We start from the raw sequence: 16,814 nt of genomic DNA on the forward strand, positions 1-16,814 counted from the left end.
CCGGTCCCCCCCCCCCCCCGTGCCGGGCAGGATTATTCGCCCAGCGCGATCTCGATCAGCGCCATGGTCGAGGGGTCGAAGCCGGTCGGGCCATTGGCCTCGATCGACTTGGCGATCTCCTTGCCCAGCTCGACGCCGAACTGGTCATAGGGGTTGATCCCCATCAGCACGGCATTGGCGAAGGTGCGATGCTCGTAGAAGGCGATCAGCGCGCCCAGGGCATGCGGGTTCACATCGTCCATCAGGATGGTGGTCGACGGGCGGTTGCCGGCATAGGCGCGGGCCGGATCGGCGTTGTCCTTGCCGCGCATCAGCGCCGCGCCCTGGGCGAAACAGTTGACCAGCAGCGCACGATGATGCGCCGGGTCGAGCGCATTGCCCGGCTCGATCGAGGCGATGAACTCGACCGGTGTCAGGATCGTACCCTGGTGCAGCAACTGGAACACCGCATGCTGCGCGTCGGTGCCGACGCCACCCCAGGTGATCGGCGCGGTCGGCCCGTCCACCGGCGACCCATCCAGCTTCACCGACTTGCCATTGCTCTCCATCTCCAACTGCTGGAGATAGGAAGGCAGCAGCGCCAGCCGCTCGTCATAGGCGAACAAGGCGCGGGTTTCGCAGCCCAGCACGCGGGCATAATATTGATCGACGAAGGCGGCGATCAGCGGGATATTCTCGCGCGGATCGGTCAGCTGGAAATGACGGTCCATCGCCGCCGCACCTTCCAGCAGGCTTTCGAACGCGTCCCAGCCGAGCGCCAGCGCGGCGGGGAAGCCGATCGACGACCACAGCGAATAGCGGCCGCCCACGCTTTCGGGAAAGGGCAGGATGCGGGTCTCGTCGACGCCCCATTCCATCGCCTTCTCCGGAGCGGCGGTCAGCGCAATGATCTTGCCATAGGGATCCTCGACACCGGCTTCGACCATCCAGTTGATCGCGCTCGCCGCGTTCAGCATGGTTTCGCTGGTCGTGAAGGTCTTCGATGCGATCGCGATCAGCGTAGCTTCCGGGTCGAAGGCGTCCATCGCCTTTTCCAGCGCGGTGCCGTCAACATTGGAGACGATCGCGACATCATAGCGCATGCCGTCGCCGCCCAGCGCATCGACGATCAGGTCCGGGCCGAGTGCCGAGCCGCCGATGCCGATATGCAGGATATGGCGGATCGGACCGAGCGCTTCCGCCTCGATCGCGTCGATCAGCGCGCGGGTGCGGTTGTGCAGCGCCTTGGCCAGCGCCACGCTGTCGGCATTGCCGACGCCGCGCTGGGCGGTATGCTCAGCCGCGCGCCCTTCGGTGTTGTTCACCGCCTCGCCGGCGAACAGCGCCTCGCGACGCCCGGCAAAGTCCTGCTCCGCCGCCAGCTTCAGGAAGCCGTCGATCAATTCGTCGGTCAGGTGCGTCTTGGACCAGTCGAAGCGCAGCGCCCCCTGGCTCAGCACCAGCTTGGACAGGCGATCGGCATCAGTCTCGAAGATGGTCTTGAGTTCAGCTTGAGGCAGGGCGGCAAGGGCCGCCAGTGCGGGACTGGACATGCGGGAGATCCTCTTGGTCGTTGGTCGATATCGACGCTGCACCGGTCGATTCTTCCTCTCCTTATCCAAAAGCGGCACGCATTGCATCGTCCACGCGCTTGACGCGGCGCGGGCGACCCCGCAAAAGCCGCGACAGGCCGCAGTGACAGGCAGCAGTGACACGTCGCAGTGCGGCACGACCTTGAAGGAATATTGGGCAGACATGAGCGCAAAATCGGAAACGCGGGACTTCATCTGGTTCCTCGCCAAGCTGGCGGTGTTCGTCTTCGTCCTGCGCAGCTTCATCGTCTCGCCTTTCAACATCCCTTCGGAATCGATGCAGCCGCGCCTGCTGATCGGCGACTATCTGCTGGTGGCCAAATGGCCTTATGGCTATTCGCGCTATTCGCTGCCCTTCTCCGTGCCGCTGATCCCCGGCCGCATCCTTGCCTCGACGCCGCAGCGCGGCGACGTGGTCGTGTTCAAGGCGCCGCCGAGCCAGAAGAATGACTATATCAAGCGGGTGATCGGCCTGCCGGGCGACATGATCTCGGTTCGGGGCGGCACCGTCTATCTGAATGGCCAGGCGATCCCGAAGCAGAAGGTCGCCGACCTCGTCATCCCGGTTACGCCCAACATGGAAGATGCGGCGCAGAAGGAAGGGAGCCCCTCCCCCTGCTATCGCCCCGAATTCGAGCAGGCTGCGCCGGGCGGTGGCAAGCAGTGCCGCTATCCGCAATATCGCGAGACGCTGCCGGGCGGAAAAAGCTACAATGTCCTCGACCTGGTGCCCGATGGCGCCGCCGACGACCGTGACACCGTGCTGGTGCCGCAAGGCCATCTCTTCATGATGGGCGACAATCGCGATCGCAGCGCCGACAGCCGCTTCCCGGCGGTCGAGGGCGGCGGCATCGGCCTGGTCCCCGAGGAAAATCTGGTCGGCAAGGCGCTTGTGTCCGTCTTCTCGACCGACGGCAGCGCCAACTGGCTGCTGCCCTGGACCTGGTTCACCGCCGCACGCTGGAGCCGGATCGGGGAAGGCTTTTGATGGTGGCTTCGCACAGGCCCGATACCGCAGCCTGGCTGGCCGCTTTGATCGGCCGTGCGCCGACCCGTCCCGCCGCCTTCGAACAGGCGCTGACCCATGGCAGCGCCAAGGCGGAAAATTACGAGCGGCTGGAATTTCTGGGCGACCGCATCCTCGGCCTGCTGATCGCGGAATGGCTTTTTGACCGCTTCCCGGCCGAACCGGAAGGCAAGCTGTCGCGCCGCTTCAACGCGCTGGTCTCGGGCGAAACCTGCGCGCAGGTGGCGCGTGCCGCCGGCGTGCCCACCCATCTGGTGCTGGGCAAGCAGGCACGCGACGATGGCGCCGCCGACAGCGACAATGTGCTGGGCGACGTGATGGAGGCACTGATCGGCGCCCTCTATCTGGAAGCCGGGCTGGATGAGGCGCGCACGCTGGTCCGCCGCCTGTGGGGCGACCGGGTCGATACCCAGACCGCCGCGCCGCGCCACCCGAAGTCCGCGTTGCAGGAATGGGCCGCGTCGAACAAGCGCAAGCCGCCCGAATATGTGATGACGGACCGGTCCGGCCCGCATCATGCGCTGCGCTTCACCGTCACCGTGTCGATCAAGGGCGCGGGCGAGGCGAGCGCGACCGGCGGCTCCAAGCAGGAAGCCGAAACCGCCGCCGCCAAGGCGCTGCTGGAGCAACTGGCGGGCTAAGGCCCTTCGTCCTACGCGCTGTTTCCTATGGCAGCGCACTAGGCTACAAGCACCCTATTCCGTCATCCCAGCAAAGGCTGGGTTCTCCCTTTTTTCTTACCAGGAAGAAAGAAGCGGGATGCCAGCCTGCGCTGGCAGGACGACCTATATTTTCTGAGCGGACAGGCTCAGCGCGAACGGAGTATTTTTTTGGACGTTTCGGAAATGAATCAGCGCTGTGGCGTCATCGCCATCGTCGGCGCCCCCAATGCCGGCAAGTCGACGCTGGTGAATGCACTTGTCGGGCAGAAGGTGGCAATCACCAGCCCCAAGGCGCAGACCACGCGGACTCGCGTCATGGGCGTTGCGATCGAGGGTGATGCGCAGATGGTGCTGGTCGACACGCCCGGTATCTTTGCGCCGAAGCGCAGGCTCGATCGCGCGATGGTGCAGGCCGCCTGGGGCGGCGCGCAGGGTGCTGACCTGATCGTGCTGGTGGTCGATGGCAAGGCGGGGCTTGGGTCCAAGATGGAACCCATCATTTCCGCACTGGCGGCCCGGCCGGAAAAGAAGTGGCTGATCCTCAACAAGGTCGACATCGCGATCAAGGAAAAGCTGCTGGTCCATACCCAGCGCCTCTATGAACAGTTGGAGATCGAGGAGACCTTCTTCGTCTCCGCCGCGACCGGCGATGGCCTGGCCGAACTCAAGACCGCCTTTGCGAACGCCATGCCCGAAGGCCCGTGGCATTTCCCGGAAGATCAGGTGTCCGACGCCACCGACCGCATGCTGGCGGCCGAAATCACGCGAGAACAGCTTTATCACCAGCTCCACGCCGAACTCCCTTATGCCGCCGCGGTCGATACCGAGCAATATAAGGAGCGCGACGACGGATCGGTCGAAATCCATCAACAGATCCTGGTGGGCCGCACCAGCCAGCGCGCCATCGTGCTGGGCAAGGGCGGCCAGCGCCTCAAGGAAATCGGTTCCAAGGCGCGCGCCGAACTGGCCGAACTGCTGGGGGTCAAGGTCCATCTCTATCTTCACGTCAAGGTGAAGGAAGATTGGGAGGATGACCGCTTCATCTACCGCGACATCGGCCTCGACTGGGTGGAATGATCTTGCTTCGCTGCACAAGCGAAACATAATCCCGGCCCCGGTCGTTGAGCCGTCATGCTCAAGACCTTCATGGTGGCCACGCGGGATCGCGCACGACTGGCCGAGATTGCCAGCGTCGCGACCCGCTTCGGCCTCGACATGCTGCTCGCCCGGCTGGGACTGGCGAAAGGCGATGACAGCGCCGCCGCCGATCCGCCCGACCTGCCTCGCCGCACCCGGCAGGCGATGGAAGCGCTCGGCCCGACCTATGTGAAGCTGGGCCAGATCCTCGCCACAAGGCAGGATTTGCTACCCGAAGCCTGGATCGCCGAATTCGGCAGGCTGCACAGCGACGCACCGACCCTGCCCTTCGACCAGCTCCGCCCGCGCCTCGAAGCCGTGCTGGGCGAACCGGTCGAGACCGCCTTCGCCCGCTTCGATACTGTCCCGCTCGCCGCCGCCTCCATGGCGCAGGTCCATCGCGCCACCCTGACCGACGGGCAGGAGGTGGTTGTGAAGATCCGCCGCCCCGGCATCCGCAAGGCGATGGAGGCCGACCTGCGCCTCATCACCCATCTGGCCGGCATCGTCGAAGCGAGCAGCCGGGAGGCGCGCCGCTTCCAGCCCCGCGCGCTGGTCCAGCAACTGCTCGATACCGTGCTGGAAGAACTGGATTTCACCCAGGAAGGGCGCAATGCCGACCGGCTGCGCGGCGACTTGGCCGACAATCCGGCAGTAGTCATCCCGGCGATCCACTGGCGCTATTGCGCCGAAACGGTGCTGGTGATGGACTATATCGACGGCGTGCCGCCGCGCGATGGCAACAGCCTGCGCGCCGCCGGCATCGATCCCACCGCGATCGCCGACCTTGGCGCCGCGCTGGTGCTCGACATGGTGCTGGTCCATGGCCGCTTCCATGGCGATCCCCACCCCGGCAATCTTCTTTGCCTGCCTGGCGACAGGCTCGCTTTGCTTGACCTGGGTCTGATCGGCCATGTCAGCGCGCGGCGGCGACAGGAATTCCTCTCCTTCATCCTGTCGCTGCGCTCGGGCGACGCGCATACCCTGGCCGACACGCTACTCCTATGGTCCAAGGCCAGCACGCCCGATCCCAACCGGGTGCTGGACGCCGCCGAGCAACTGGTCGCACGCCATGGCAGCGGCCCGCTGGTGTTGACGCGCATGGTCGCCGACTTCTTCCCGCTGCTGCGCAAGGAAGCCCTTGTCCTGCCGCCCGACCTTGCCCTCATCTTCAAGGCGCTGATCACCATGGACGGGGTGCTGGGCGCGATCCAGCCCGGCTTCGACCTGTCGCAGGCGCTGCAAAAGGCGCGCGGCCGGCTGGTGATGAACCAGATCAGCGCCGCTCATGCGCCCGAAAAGACCGTAGCCCTGCTACTCGAACTCTCCCGCATCGCCGACGACGCCCCGCGCCTGCTGCGCGCGCTGACCCGGCGGCTGGAGGCAGACGCAGCGCCCATCACGCCGTCCGCGCCGGACGGGGGCCAGCAATGGATCGCCGCCGCCATCCTCGCCGCCGGTGCGCTGATCGCAGCCGCGCAATATTGGAGCTAGTCGATTGCCAACACAAAATGGGGACCGACATCGCTGTCGGTCCCCACATCCGTCGGTTCCTTTCGGCCACATGCCCTTGCGGGTTGCGCCTTCCGGTCCGGCGATGCGATGCGTTGCCGCACCTTCGCGCAGGAGAACGAGCCCGAAGGTCTGTTCACCTTTGCTGACCTTCCATATCAGAAGCCCGACGTTCACTTTCGCGCGTACCCGGCATCATCCTGAAAGGCCTGGATCCGATCTTCCCTGCCATTCTCGCGCATGGCAGCTCCCAACGGACCATCAGGGCAGATAATCCTTGATTTCTCTTGGATTTTCCGGCTTTGGATCGCTCCTTGCCGACTGTCCTGATAGAGGGATGCTGTCACGATCCGCGAGTCGCACAAAGCGGATTCCGACAGTTTGAAGACAGGCCGCGCCACAAATCTGTGGATAACTTTGGATAAGTCTGAAAATCGGCGGAAATCCGCGCGCTTCAGCCGGGCGTCCAATCGGGCGGCGCAAGCGTGAAACCAGCAAAATCAAATCCAGGCGTGACGGTGCAGCCGACCAGCGCCCATCCGCCGACCGGCCGCGCGGCCTGCCAATGATGCGCCGGGACCAGGCGCTGCGGCATCTGTCCCGCAACGATATCCGGGCCGAGGTGATGATCGACCGCAGGCCCCTGCGGCGGAGCGATACCCAGGATGATCGGTGCCCCCGCATGCCAAAACCACATCTCGTCGGCATCGACCCGATGCCAGTGCGATCGCTGATGCGCCTCCAGCAGGAACAGGATCGCCGTGCCGGGCGCTCTCTCGCCAGTGATCGCGTGTGCCCGCCAGGTCTCGCGATACCAGCCGCCTTCGGGATGCGGCGCCAGATTAAGTGCCTGGATCAGCGCAGCCGGATCCTGCCCGTCGCCTGCATTCATCGCTTCACCTCAAATTTAATTTCCAAGGAAACAAAAACTTATGCCGTTGTCCAAGGTTCATGCAACCTAGGTCAATAGGCAGGGGTTCAATCGGCTGACAACGCAATTCGGAGGAGATATTATGCGTAACGCCCTGATGGCCATGGCCGCCCTGTCGCTGGCCATTCCCGTGTCGATGGCCGTTCCCACGGACGGCGCCCAGGCACGCAAAAATTATCGCTACAAGGAATGGCGCGGTCGCGATGGCCGCACCTATTGCCGCAAGTCCAATGGTACGACCGGCCTGATCGTCGGCGGCGTCGGCGGCGCTCTGGTCGGCCGCGCGATCGATACCCGTGGCGACCGTGCGACCGGCACGATCCTGGGCGCCGCCGGTGGCGCGCTGCTCGGCAAGGAAATCGACAGCAAGCGCCGCTGCCGCTGATCCCGTCGTTAAAGACAACGAAAAAGGGCGGCCTCCCGATGGGAGGCCGCCCTTTTTAATGGCCGAGGCCAGGCTGCTTAGTTGGCAGCGCCTTCAGCCGCGCCGCGCGCGTCGTCGACCTTGAACGACACCGACTGGCCGCCCGAAACGCCCGAAACCTTGTCACCCTTGACCTGCAGGTTGAAGGCGACGGCGTCGGGGTAACGACGGCCAGAGATCACCTTGCCGGTCTTGGTGTCCTTAACGTCATAGACGTAGGTGTAACCTTCGTGGGTGAAGCGCTGCTTGGCGGCGTCCTGCGCGTTGGCGGGGGCGGCGACGGCAACGATGGCGCTCAGGGCGCCGGCGACAACAAACTTGGACAGCATTCGCATGGGTGTGCTCCTTGTGAATGCCCTCAAACACCTCTTGGACATTCTGTTCTGTTGCCACCCATATGTTGCAGCGCAAAAACTCATACAATCGCAAAAAAAGGCGTTCCAGTTGCGCGAAACGCAATCGAGGCGCCCTCGTTTTTCTAAGCCTTTGACAAGGCGACTATATGCTCGAACTGCTGCGGCGTCAGCGGCGCGACGGAAAGACGTGATTGCCGCAACATAACCATATCGGCCAATGCCGGGTCCGCCTTCATCGTCTTCAGCGTCACAGGCCGATCCAGTTTCTTGTGCGGCGCAACATGGACCGCGATCCACTTGCCGGTCTCGTCGGTGCTGTCGGGCGTCGCTTCCTCGACAATTTCCATGATACCGACAGCCTCGACCCCGATATTGCTGTGATAGAAGAAGGCCAGGTCGCCCTTGCGCATCGCCTTCATATGCAACTGGGCGGCATGGTTGCGCACCCCGTCCCATTCCGCCTTCCCCTTCTTGACCAGGTCGGCATAGGAAAAGACGTCGGGTTCCGATTTCATCAGCCAGTAGTTCATGCAGCCTCCTTGCATCAGGCGCCAAGGACGATCAAGGATGGGAACCATGGCGGCTGATCGCTATATCATCCGCAAACCAAATCGATCTGGAGAATATACGTGTCGCAATCCGTGCTGGAGCAGGTGCCCGTCCTGTCCATGGCAGAGATGAGCAAGGGCGATTTCGCTGCCGCCTTCGGCGGTTCCTTCCAACGCTTCGGCTTCGCCATGGTCAAGGACCATGGCATGGACCAGGCGCTGGTCGACAAGGGATGGGCGCTGGCGCGCGAGTTTTTCGCCCAGCCGGTCGAGATGAAGCACGCCTATGATGCCAAGTTCAACGGCGGCCAGCGCGGCTACACCGCTTTCGGCGTCGAGATCGCCAAGGGCGCGAGCGAGAATGACCTCAAGGAATTCTGGCATGTCGGCCGCGACCTTGCGCCCGGCGATCCACTTGCCGAAACCATGCCACCCAATGTCTGGCCGACCGAGATGCCGGCGTTTCGCGACGTGTTCGCGCCGCTCTATGCCGAGTTCGACCGGGTCGGCGCGGAACTGCTGTCGGCGATCGCCCTCTATCTGGGCCTGCCCGAACGCTGGTTCGACGGCCCGATCAAGGATGGCAACTCGATCCTGCGCCTGCTCCATTATCCTCCGGTGTCGCCGGAGGCACCGGGCATCCGCGCCGGCGCGCATGAGGATATCAACCTCATCACCCTGCTGCTGGGCGCCGAGGAAGGCGGGCTGGAACTGAAGGACCGCGACGGCAACTGGCTGCCGGTGGTGCCTCCGCCGGGCGCACTCGCCATCAATGTCGGCGACATGCTGCAGCGATTGACCAACCATGTGCTGCCCTCCACCAGCCACCGCGTCGTCAATCCGCCGCCGGAACGGCGCGGCCATTCGCGCTATTCCATGCCCTTCTTCCTGCATCTGCGCCCCGACTTCATGATCGACGCGCTGCCGCAATGCGTGACGCCGGACAATCCGCGCCGCGAGGAACCGATCAGCGCGCATGACTATCTGACCGAGCGCCTGATCGAGATCGGCCTGATCAAGAAAGCATAAGAAAAGGCCCGCCGCTGCATCCGGCAGCGACGGGCCTTTTTATTCTCAGCGCAAGCGCCGCTTATTTCCGGCCGCGGCCCAGCGTGATGCCGATTTCTTCGCCGCGCTCGCTCAGCGCCAGCTTGACGATCTTGACCTCGACATGGCGCACCTTGTCATCCTGCAGGAAGATGGTCTCGATAATATGGTCGGCCACGCCCTCGATCAGGGTGAAGTGCAGCCCCTCTGGCAGCGCGGTCGACGCGGCATGTTTGAGATCCATATAGTTTTTCGACTGGCTGAGCGGTGTATCGGGATCATAATGATCCGCGATCCGCAGCTTGGCCCGAATCGAGATGCGCAGCGGCTGGGGCAGATGCGTCTCTTCAGAATAGATGCCGGTCAGTACGTCGACGTGCAGGTCATTGACCTCCAGCGTCAGATAATCGTCAAAAATGCTGTCCATAGCTCGCCAAGTCCGGCCATGCCCGACAGGCATGGGTCCAGTTTAATCTTTCCTTTTGCGGCATGGGCGCTAAAAGCCCGCCGCTTCCGGCGCGGTCCATGCGCCATTGATCGCGGATCGGCAAGACATGTCAGCAATTCTTCCCCTCGACAGCCAGTCCACCGATGCCATCGAGACCCTGCTGGACGCGGCCTTTGGTCCAGACCGCCACGGCCGCACCGCCTATCTGATCCGCGACGGTATGCCCTGGCTGCCTGCCCTGTCCTTTGCGGTGATGGATGACAATGGCGAATTGATCGGATCGCTGCAAAGCTGGCCGGTAGCGCTTACCCGTGAGGATGGCAGCCAGATACCGTTGATCATGGTCGGCCCGGTCGCGGTTGCGCCGGCCCATCAGAAGGGCGGCCATGGCCGCGCGATGATGGACGCGGTGGTTGCCGCCGCCCGCGCCCAGCGCTGCGAACCGCTGATGATGATCGGCGATCCGGAATATTATGGCCGCTTCTGGGGTTTCACCGCCGAAGGCACGGCCGGCTGGGACTGTCCCGGCCCGTTCGAGGCGCGGCGCCTGCTCGCCCTGTCGGTCGATGGCCGGCCGATCAGCGGAACAGGCATGTTGTCGCCGCGTATCGCCGTCACAGCCTAAAGACCTTTGCCAAGCGGGCCGGCCGCTCCTATCTGCTTCCCATGCCGATGGAGCCCCTGCCCGACCTCGCCGACCTGTCGCTCGCCGACATTGCCCGCCTTGCCGCCGAAAAGCGGCTGCCGCCGGTCGAAAAATGGAATCCCGACCATTGCGGCGACAGCGAGATGCGGATCGCGCGCGACGGCACCTGGTTCCATCAGGGATCACCGATCGGGCGCGAAGCGATGGTGCGCCTCTTTTCCACGATCCTCCGGCGCGAGGGCGATGGCTCCTATGTGCTGGTCACCCCGGTGGAGAAGCTGAGCATCGCTGTCGAGGATGCACCCTTCGTCGCGGTCGAACTCAAGAGCGAGGGAGAAGGCGCCAGCCGGAACCTCGCCTTCCGACTCAATACCGGCGAACTGGTGCCGGCGGGGCCGGACCATGGGCTGACCTTGCGCGAGAGCGCGGATGGCTCCCACCCCTATCTCCATGTCCGTTCCGGGCTGGACGCGCTGATCGTGCGCAGCGTCTATTATGAGTTGATGAACCTGGCGCTGGACGAAGGCACCGAGCGGGTCGGCCTGTGGAGCGAAGGCCATTTCTTCCCGCTGGATGGCGCCGCATGACGCTGGCCGAGCGGTTGCGCGCCGCCCTGATCGACGGGCATAGCCGCGACATCCAGTTGCTTCCATCCGAAACCCGCGATCCGCGCATCGTGGGTGACATGGTGCTGGCGCCAGCTGCAGTGCTGGTGGCCATCACAGATCGCGCCAATCCCGGCCTGATCCTGACCCAGCGTTCCGAAAAGCTGCGCAAACATGCCGGCCAGATCGCCTTCCCCGGCGGCCGGGTCGATCCGGGCGATACCGACGAGATTGCCGGCGCGCTGCGCGAGGCCCGCGAGGAAATCGCCCTGCCCTCCGACCGGGTCAACATCATCGGCACGTCGGATCGCTATCATACCTTCACCGGCTTCGACATCGTGCCGGTGCTGGGCGTCATCCCGCCCGACCTGCCGTTGCGCGCCCAACCGGGCGAAGTGGCCGACTGGTTCGAACTGCCGCTTGACTATGCGCTCGATCCGGCCAATCGGGTGCGCCGCAGCCTGATGTTCGAAGGCATCGAGCGGCAATATTATGAAATCGACTGGCAGGGCCGCCGCATCTGGGGCGTGACCGCCGCCATCCTCGCCAATCTTTCCCGCAGGCTCGGCCATGACCCGCATTCTTCCTGACGCCTCGTGGCGCCACCGCCCCGGCCTTTCCGGCCTTCTCGCCGCGCTCGACGCCGACCAGGGCCGTGCCCGCTATGTCGGCGGGGCGGTGCGCGACGGGCTGCTGGGCCTGCCGGTCAATGATGTCGACATTGCCACCAGCCTGATGCCGCAGGATGTGGTCGACCGGTTGAAGGCCGCCGGGATCAAGGCGGTGCCGACCGGCATAGAGCATGGCACCATCACCGCCATTCTGCCCGACGGCCCGGTCGAGATCACCACGTTGCGCCGCGACGTCAGCACCGACGGCCGTCGCGCGACCATCGCCTACACCGACGACTGGCAGCAGGATGCCGCCCGCCGCGACTTCACCTTCAACGCCCTCTATGCCAATCCCCTGACCGGCGCGATCAGCGATTATTTCGGCGGGGTCGCGGATCTGGATGCCCGGCACCTGCGCTTCATCGGCGACGCCAGCGCCCGGATCGCCGAGGACCATCTGCGTATCCTGCGCTATTTCCGTTTCCTCGCCCGCTATGGTGACAACGAAGTTGACGCGTTGGCCTATGATGCGTGCGTCGCCGCCGCCAACAGCCTGATGGCACTGTCGCGCGAGCGGATTGCCGACGAACTGCTCAAATTGCTGGTGGTGTACGATCCGGTGCCTGCGCTGCGGTTGATGGTGAATGGCGGCATCTGGCTGCCGGTGCTGCCCGAATTCACGATCGAGGGCATCGATCGGCTGGCGTGCCTGATCGCGCGCGAGAATGAGGCGGACGTGGCGCCGTCGGCACTGCGGCGCCTTGCCGCGCTGGTGCCGCCCGACTCAGCACTGGCGGACCAGATCGGTGCCCGGCTCAAATTGTCAAACAAGGCGCGCAAGCGCTTGATCACCGCACTGGAAGCCAGCCCCGGAACCGAAGGGCCGCGCGCGCTGGCGCATCGGGTCGGCGTGGAGGGGGCGATCGACCGCATCCTGCTCGATCCTGCCGCCCCATTGCCGATGCTGGCCTCGCTCGACGACTGGACTCCACCCAGCCTGCCGATCGGCGGCGGCGCGCTGATCGCGCGCGGCCTACAGCCCGGCCCGGACGTCGCGCGCGCCTTGCAGGAGGTGCAGAAATACTGGGTGGCGGAAGATTTTCCCGATGCCGATCGCGTCGGGGAGATCGCCGATCAGATCGTTTCGAAATTCCAGCGCACGCGCCAATAATCAAAGGCATCGGCCTCGCTCATCGGGCGAGCGAAATGATAGCCCTGCCCCTGCCAGCAGCCCATCTTCTGCAACATGTCGGCCAGATCCTGGGTTTCGATGCCCTCGGCAGTGACCCGCAGGTTGAGCGATTCCGCCAGTGACAATATAGTGCGGACGATCACAGCTTTATCGTGATCTTCCAGCATATTGGAAACGAAACTTCGATCAATCTTGAGGATGTCGATCGGCAGGCTGTGCAGGCTCGCCAGATTGGAAAAGCCGGTGCCGAAATCGTCCATCGCGATCGGCATTTGCAGATCCTTGAGCGCGAACAGCAATTTGCGGGCCTTGTCCGGATCCGCGATGATCGCGCTTTCGGTCAGTTCGGCAGTCAGGCGATTGCCGCCGATGCCGGAATAGCGGAGAGCTTCCTCGAACATCGACGCGACATCGTCGCGCGCCATCTGGATCGGGGACAGATTGACGTTGACCCCGACCGGCAAAGCCTGACCGAATTTCGCGTCCCAGCGGCTCAGTGCCTGCGCGGCCTCATAGGCAGCCCAGCGACCGAGCGACGTGATGAGGCCACTTTCTTCCGCCACCGGCACGAACTCGACCGGCGAGACATGGCCCAGTTCCGGATCGTCCCAGCGTGCCAGCGCCTCGAAACCGGTAATCTCGCCAGTCTGGAGATGGATCAACGGCTGATAGGCCAGGGTCAGCCCACCATGGGCGAGCGCATCACGCAGCCGGCTCTCGATCGAGAAGCGGCGCTGCGCTTCCTTGAGCACGCCATTGCGATAAATCTCGACCTTGCCGGTGCGCTTGGCGATCTTGACCGCCGCCTGCGCCTTGCGGACGACATCGTCCGGGTCATCGTCCAGATGCGCCGACAGGGCGCAGCCGATGGCGCAGTCGACGCGGATCTGCAGGTCCGACAGCCTGATTGGCGAACTCAGCGCCTCGCGTATCCTCTGAACAATCTGAAGAGAGTCAGATAATCCATTATTCAAGCGAGCAAAAATTGCGAAATCATTGCCACCGATACGGGCCAGCACATCGCCCTGACGCAGGCAGGATTTGAGCCGCTTGGCAACCGTGATCAGCAATTCATCGCCGGCCATTGGGCCGAGCGACTCATTCACCCGGCTGAAGCGGCTGAGATCGATCGCGATGATGCCGAACTGGGCATTATCCGGCCAGCTGCCATTGGCGAGCCGATCATCGATTTCCTCACCGAAGCCGGTGCGATTGGGCAGCGCCGTCAGGCCGTCGGAGAGCAGCTCGCGCCGCAAATTCTTCTCCATCGTCCGCTCGCTGGTGCGATCGATCGCGGTGAAGAGAAATTGTTCGGTGCGCGCCTCCGTGGCCCGCAGCCGCCCCAGCGTGCAGAGAAAATATTCCGGACCAAGCTTGCCGTCACGGCGAATTTCGAAGCTTTCCGAATCGCTCTCCGACTGAGCAAAACCGGTTACGCGCGCGCGCCATTCGGCAGACGCCTGGGCCGTTGAAGCCGTCCGTTCGCGATGCTTCCGGAACGCCTTGAGGAAAGGCGCATTCGCTTCAACAATATCTATTATGTTGTTTTCACAAGATAAAATCGCTGCAGCTTGCGACAGCGCGGCGAGCCATTCGCTCGCACCGATCATGTGCGGCAGATGCGTTTCATCCCCCCCGGGCAAGGGGAGGCCACTGGTCTGTTCAGGGGGCCAGCTACGCACCGACATGGCTTTCATGCCTCTGCCTTATCCGCCAACGGTAAATTTTCAGGAAACGAACATCTACCGATAGTGCTGAAATCACGTCAGAACTTGTTATCGCGCGGGAAGCCCGTCGGCGGCATACGGCCGGCTGCGCCACGCGCGACCCGCCATGGCGTCATGTCGGCTTCGGTCCGGGTCCGGCCGGTCTCGCCGCCCATCGCCCAGCTGATCCCGTCACTCAGGCGGAAAGCGATCGCGTCGGACAGGCCGCCGTCCCGATAGCGCTGCATCTGCACACCCTGGCCGCGTGCCATCTTGGGCATCTCGATGATCGAATAGACCAGCAGCTTCCGGTTCTCGCCGATCACGGCAATGCTGTCGGCCTCCGGATCGACCGGATGAACCACCGCCAGCTTCGCGCCGGCGCGAACATTCACCACCTGCTTGCCCTTGCGCGTCTCCGCCAGGATATCGGCGACATCAGCCAGGAAGCCCCGACCATCGGACGACGCCAGCAGCAACTGCCCGCCCGTCCTGGCCGGCATCAGGGCGACGATCGCACCCTGATCGTCCATGTCGACCATCATCCGCACCGGATCGCCAAAACCGCGGCCGCCCGGCAGCTTGTCGGCGCCCAGCGTGTAGATGCGGCCGCTCGATGTCGCCATCAGCAGCTTGTCGGTGGTATAGGCATGGAACGCATATTGTGGCCCATCGCCCTCCTTGAACTTGAGCGTATCAGCCGCGGCCAGGTCGCGATGCCCGCTCATCGCGCGGATCCAGCCGCGTTCGGACAGGATCACCGTCACCGGCTCGCGCTCGATCATCGCCTCCAGCGGGATCTCCCGCGCAGGCCCGGCTTCCTGGACCAGGGTGCGGCGACGCCCCAGCGCCGTGTCCGGCCCATAGCGCTTGCGCAGGTCGGCAATGTCGCGCTTCAGCCGGGTGCGCTGCCGGGCCGGGCTCTCGACCAGCTTTTCCAGCTCGGCCTGTTCCTTGACCAGTTCGGCATGCTCGCGCCGCAGTTCCATCTCTTCCAGCTTGCGCAAGCTGCGCAGCCGCATGTTGAGAATCGCCTCAGCCTGGCGATCGGTCAGGCTGAACTCGGCCATCATCACCTCCTTGGGCTCATCCTCGGTACGGATGATCTCGATCACCCGGTCGAGGTTGAGATAGGCGATGATATAGCCGTCGAGCAGTTCCAGCCGCGTCGCGATCTTCTCCAGCCGGTGCTGTGCCCGGCGGACCAGCACATCGATCTGGTGCTTGAGCCATTCGACCAGCACGGCGCGCAGCCCCAGCACGCGCGGCGTATGGGTGGCGTCGAGCACGTTGAGGTTGAGCGGAAAGCGATTTTCCAGGTCGGTCAGGCGGAACAGGCTGTCCTTGAGCACGTCAACCGGGACGTTGCGGCTCTTGGGGACGATGACGATGCGGATCGCCTCATCACTCTCGTCGCGCACATCCTCCAGGATCGGCAGCTTCTTGTCGTTGATCAGCGCCGCGATCTGCTCGATCAGCTTGGATTTCTGCACCTGATAGGGGATTTCGGAAATCACCAGCTGCCAGGTGCCACCGGCCAGTTTCTCGATCCCTTCCGCTTCCCAGCTGCCATCCTCGTTGCGGCCGGTGGAGAAACGCGCGCGGGTGCGGAAGGAGCCGCGTCCGGTGCGATAGGCTTCGGAGATGATCGCCTGATTATCGACCAGTACGCCGCCAGTCGGGAAGTCAGGGCCTTTCACGATCTCCATCAGCGCGGCGTCGCCAGCTTCGGGATCATCGATCAGCAGGGTCGCCGCATCCAGCAACTCGGTCACATTATGCGGCGGGATGCTGGTCGCCATGCCGACCGCGATGCCGCTGGCGCCATTGGCCAGCAGATTGGGGAAAAGGCCGGGGAAAACCTCCGGCTCCTCATCCTCGCCATTATAGGTCGGGCGGAAATCGACCGTCCCTTCGTCCAGCCCCGCCATCAGGTCGGCCGCCGGCTGGGTCAGGCGCGCCTCGGTATAGCGCATGGCCGCCGCATTATCGCCGTCAATATTGCCGAAATTGCCCTGGCCATCCACCAGCGGAGTACGCAGCGAGAAGTCCTGCGCCAGACGCACCATCGCATCATAGACCGACGCGTCACCATGCGGGTGATATTTACCGATGACGTCGCCGACGACGCGGGCGCATTTCTTGTAGCTGGTGGTGTTACGCGCCGGATTGGCGACCAGCACATCCGGGTTAGCGCCGCCCGGCTCCATCCGCAGCAGCCGCATCGCCCAGAGCAGGCGCCGATGCACCGGCTTCAGCCCGTCGCGCAGGTCCGGCAGCGAACGCGCGGTGATGGTGGAGAGCGCATAGACCAGATAGCGCTGAGAGAGCGCCGCGTCGAAAGGATGGTCCTTGATAGCGTCGAACGGGTCGCGAAAATCGGTCATCGGG

Annotated in this window: 17 protein-coding genes; 10 read left to right on the forward strand and 7 right to left on the reverse strand. The window is 64.1% G+C overall.

What is annotated here, in order from left to right; translation table 11 throughout:
* Window positions 1-32: 32 nt before the first annotated feature.
* Window positions 33-1,532, reverse strand: a complete 1,500-nt coding sequence (pgi, locus tag GGQ90_RS06090; protein ID WP_188081308.1) for a glucose-6-phosphate isomerase — start codon at window positions 1,530-1,532, stop codon at window positions 33-35.
* A gap of 202 nt (window positions 1,533-1,734) precedes the next feature.
* Here pgi and lepB point away from each other — a divergent pair, with 202 nt between their 5' ends.
* From lepB to GGQ90_RS06110, 4 genes are all read left to right on the forward strand, one after another.
* Window positions 1,735-2,559, forward strand: coding sequence for a signal peptidase I (gene lepB / locus GGQ90_RS06095; protein ID WP_188081309.1), 825 nt, complete (start codon window positions 1,735-1,737; stop codon window positions 2,557-2,559).
* Window positions 2,559-3,239, forward strand: coding sequence for a ribonuclease III (rnc, locus tag GGQ90_RS06100; protein WP_188081310.1), 681 nt, complete (start codon window positions 2,559-2,561; stop codon window positions 3,237-3,239). Before lepB ends, rnc begins: the two co-directional genes overlap by 1 nt.
* Window positions 3,240-3,443: 204 nt before the next feature.
* Window positions 3,444-4,337, forward strand: a complete 894-nt coding sequence (gene era, locus GGQ90_RS06105; RefSeq protein WP_188081311.1) for a GTPase Era — start codon at window positions 3,444-3,446, stop codon at window positions 4,335-4,337.
* A gap of 54 nt (window positions 4,338-4,391) precedes the next feature.
* Window positions 4,392-5,891, forward strand: coding sequence for an ABC1 kinase family protein (locus GGQ90_RS06110; RefSeq protein ID WP_188081312.1), 1,500 nt, complete (start codon window positions 4,392-4,394; stop codon window positions 5,889-5,891).
* A gap of 472 nt (window positions 5,892-6,363) precedes the next feature.
* On the opposite strand, the gene GGQ90_RS06115 is transcribed toward GGQ90_RS06110, so the two are convergent.
* Window positions 6,364-6,801: a cupin domain-containing protein gene (locus tag GGQ90_RS06115; protein ID WP_188081313.1), complete on the reverse strand. Its 438-nt coding sequence runs from the start codon at window positions 6,799-6,801 to the stop codon at window positions 6,364-6,366.
* 121 nt (window positions 6,802-6,922) lie between these two features.
* Here GGQ90_RS06115 and GGQ90_RS06120 point away from each other — a divergent pair, with 121 nt between their 5' ends.
* On the forward strand, window positions 6,923-7,225 hold the full coding sequence (locus GGQ90_RS06120) for a glycine zipper 2TM domain-containing protein (RefSeq protein WP_188081314.1): 303 nt from the start codon (window positions 6,923-6,925) through the stop codon (window positions 7,223-7,225).
* A gap of 77 nt (window positions 7,226-7,302) precedes the next feature.
* Here the strand turns inward: GGQ90_RS06120 and GGQ90_RS06125 are convergent, their stop codons facing one another.
* Both GGQ90_RS06125 and GGQ90_RS06130 read right to left on the reverse strand, forming a co-directional pair.
* On the reverse strand, window positions 7,303-7,593 hold the full coding sequence (locus tag GGQ90_RS06125) for a hypothetical protein (protein WP_188081377.1): 291 nt from the start codon (window positions 7,591-7,593) through the stop codon (window positions 7,303-7,305).
* A 149-nt stretch (window positions 7,594-7,742) separates the two neighbouring features.
* Window positions 7,743-8,150 (reverse strand): EVE domain-containing protein, encoded by a 408-nt coding sequence (locus GGQ90_RS06130; protein ID WP_188081315.1) that lies wholly within the window; start codon window positions 8,148-8,150, stop codon window positions 7,743-7,745.
* Between the two features lie 99 nt (window positions 8,151-8,249).
* Here GGQ90_RS06130 and GGQ90_RS06135 point away from each other — a divergent pair, with 99 nt between their 5' ends.
* A complete protein-coding gene (locus GGQ90_RS06135; RefSeq protein ID WP_188081316.1) occupies window positions 8,250-9,197 on the forward strand; it encodes an isopenicillin N synthase family oxygenase in 948 nt (315 codons plus the stop codon).
* Window positions 9,198-9,258: 61 nt separating this feature from the next.
* Here GGQ90_RS06135 and GGQ90_RS06140 read toward each other — a convergent pair whose 3' ends face one another.
* The gene (locus GGQ90_RS06140; protein WP_188081317.1) at window positions 9,259-9,642 is read right to left on the reverse strand and encodes a dihydroneopterin aldolase; all 384 of its coding nucleotides are present in this window, start codon (window positions 9,640-9,642) and stop codon (window positions 9,259-9,261) included.
* A gap of 127 nt (window positions 9,643-9,769) precedes the next feature.
* Here GGQ90_RS06140 and GGQ90_RS06145 point away from each other — a divergent pair, with 127 nt between their 5' ends.
* From GGQ90_RS06145 to GGQ90_RS06160, 4 genes are read left to right on the forward strand one after another with little or no spacing between them, the layout of a single operon-like run.
* Window positions 9,770-10,288: a GNAT family N-acetyltransferase gene (locus GGQ90_RS06145; protein WP_188081318.1), complete on the forward strand. Its 519-nt coding sequence runs from the start codon at window positions 9,770-9,772 to the stop codon at window positions 10,286-10,288.
* Between the two features lie 41 nt (window positions 10,289-10,329).
* Entirely contained in the window at window positions 10,330-10,896 is a 567-nt protein-coding gene (locus GGQ90_RS06150; RefSeq protein WP_188081319.1) for a DUF1285 domain-containing protein, read from the forward strand.
* A complete protein-coding gene (locus tag GGQ90_RS06155) occupies window positions 10,893-11,504 on the forward strand; it encodes a CoA pyrophosphatase (RefSeq protein ID WP_188081320.1) in 612 nt (203 codons plus the stop codon). The genes GGQ90_RS06150 and GGQ90_RS06155 overlap by 4 nt, the downstream gene beginning before the upstream one ends.
* Window positions 11,485-12,696 (forward strand): CCA tRNA nucleotidyltransferase, encoded by a 1,212-nt coding sequence (locus GGQ90_RS06160; RefSeq protein ID WP_188081321.1) that lies wholly within the window; start codon window positions 11,485-11,487, stop codon window positions 12,694-12,696. Before GGQ90_RS06155 ends, GGQ90_RS06160 begins: the two co-directional genes overlap by 20 nt.
* Here the strand turns inward: GGQ90_RS06160 and GGQ90_RS06165 are convergent.
* Together GGQ90_RS06165 and parC are read right to left on the reverse strand one after the other, a co-directional pair.
* A complete protein-coding gene (locus GGQ90_RS06165; protein WP_188081322.1) occupies window positions 12,660-14,414 on the reverse strand; it encodes a putative bifunctional diguanylate cyclase/phosphodiesterase in 1,755 nt (584 codons plus the stop codon). The genes GGQ90_RS06160 and GGQ90_RS06165 overlap by 37 nt on opposite strands.
* A gap of 68 nt (window positions 14,415-14,482) precedes the next feature.
* Window positions 14,483-16,810, reverse strand: a complete 2,328-nt coding sequence (parC, locus tag GGQ90_RS06170) for a DNA topoisomerase IV subunit A (protein WP_188081323.1) — start codon at window positions 16,808-16,810, stop codon at window positions 14,483-14,485.
* Between the last annotated feature and the right edge of the window lie 4 nt (window positions 16,811-16,814).

Origin of the sequence: Sphingobium scionense (assembly GCF_014197035.1) — a bacterium.
GTDB lineage: Bacteria > Pseudomonadota > Alphaproteobacteria > Sphingomonadales > Sphingomonadaceae > Sphingobium > Sphingobium scionense.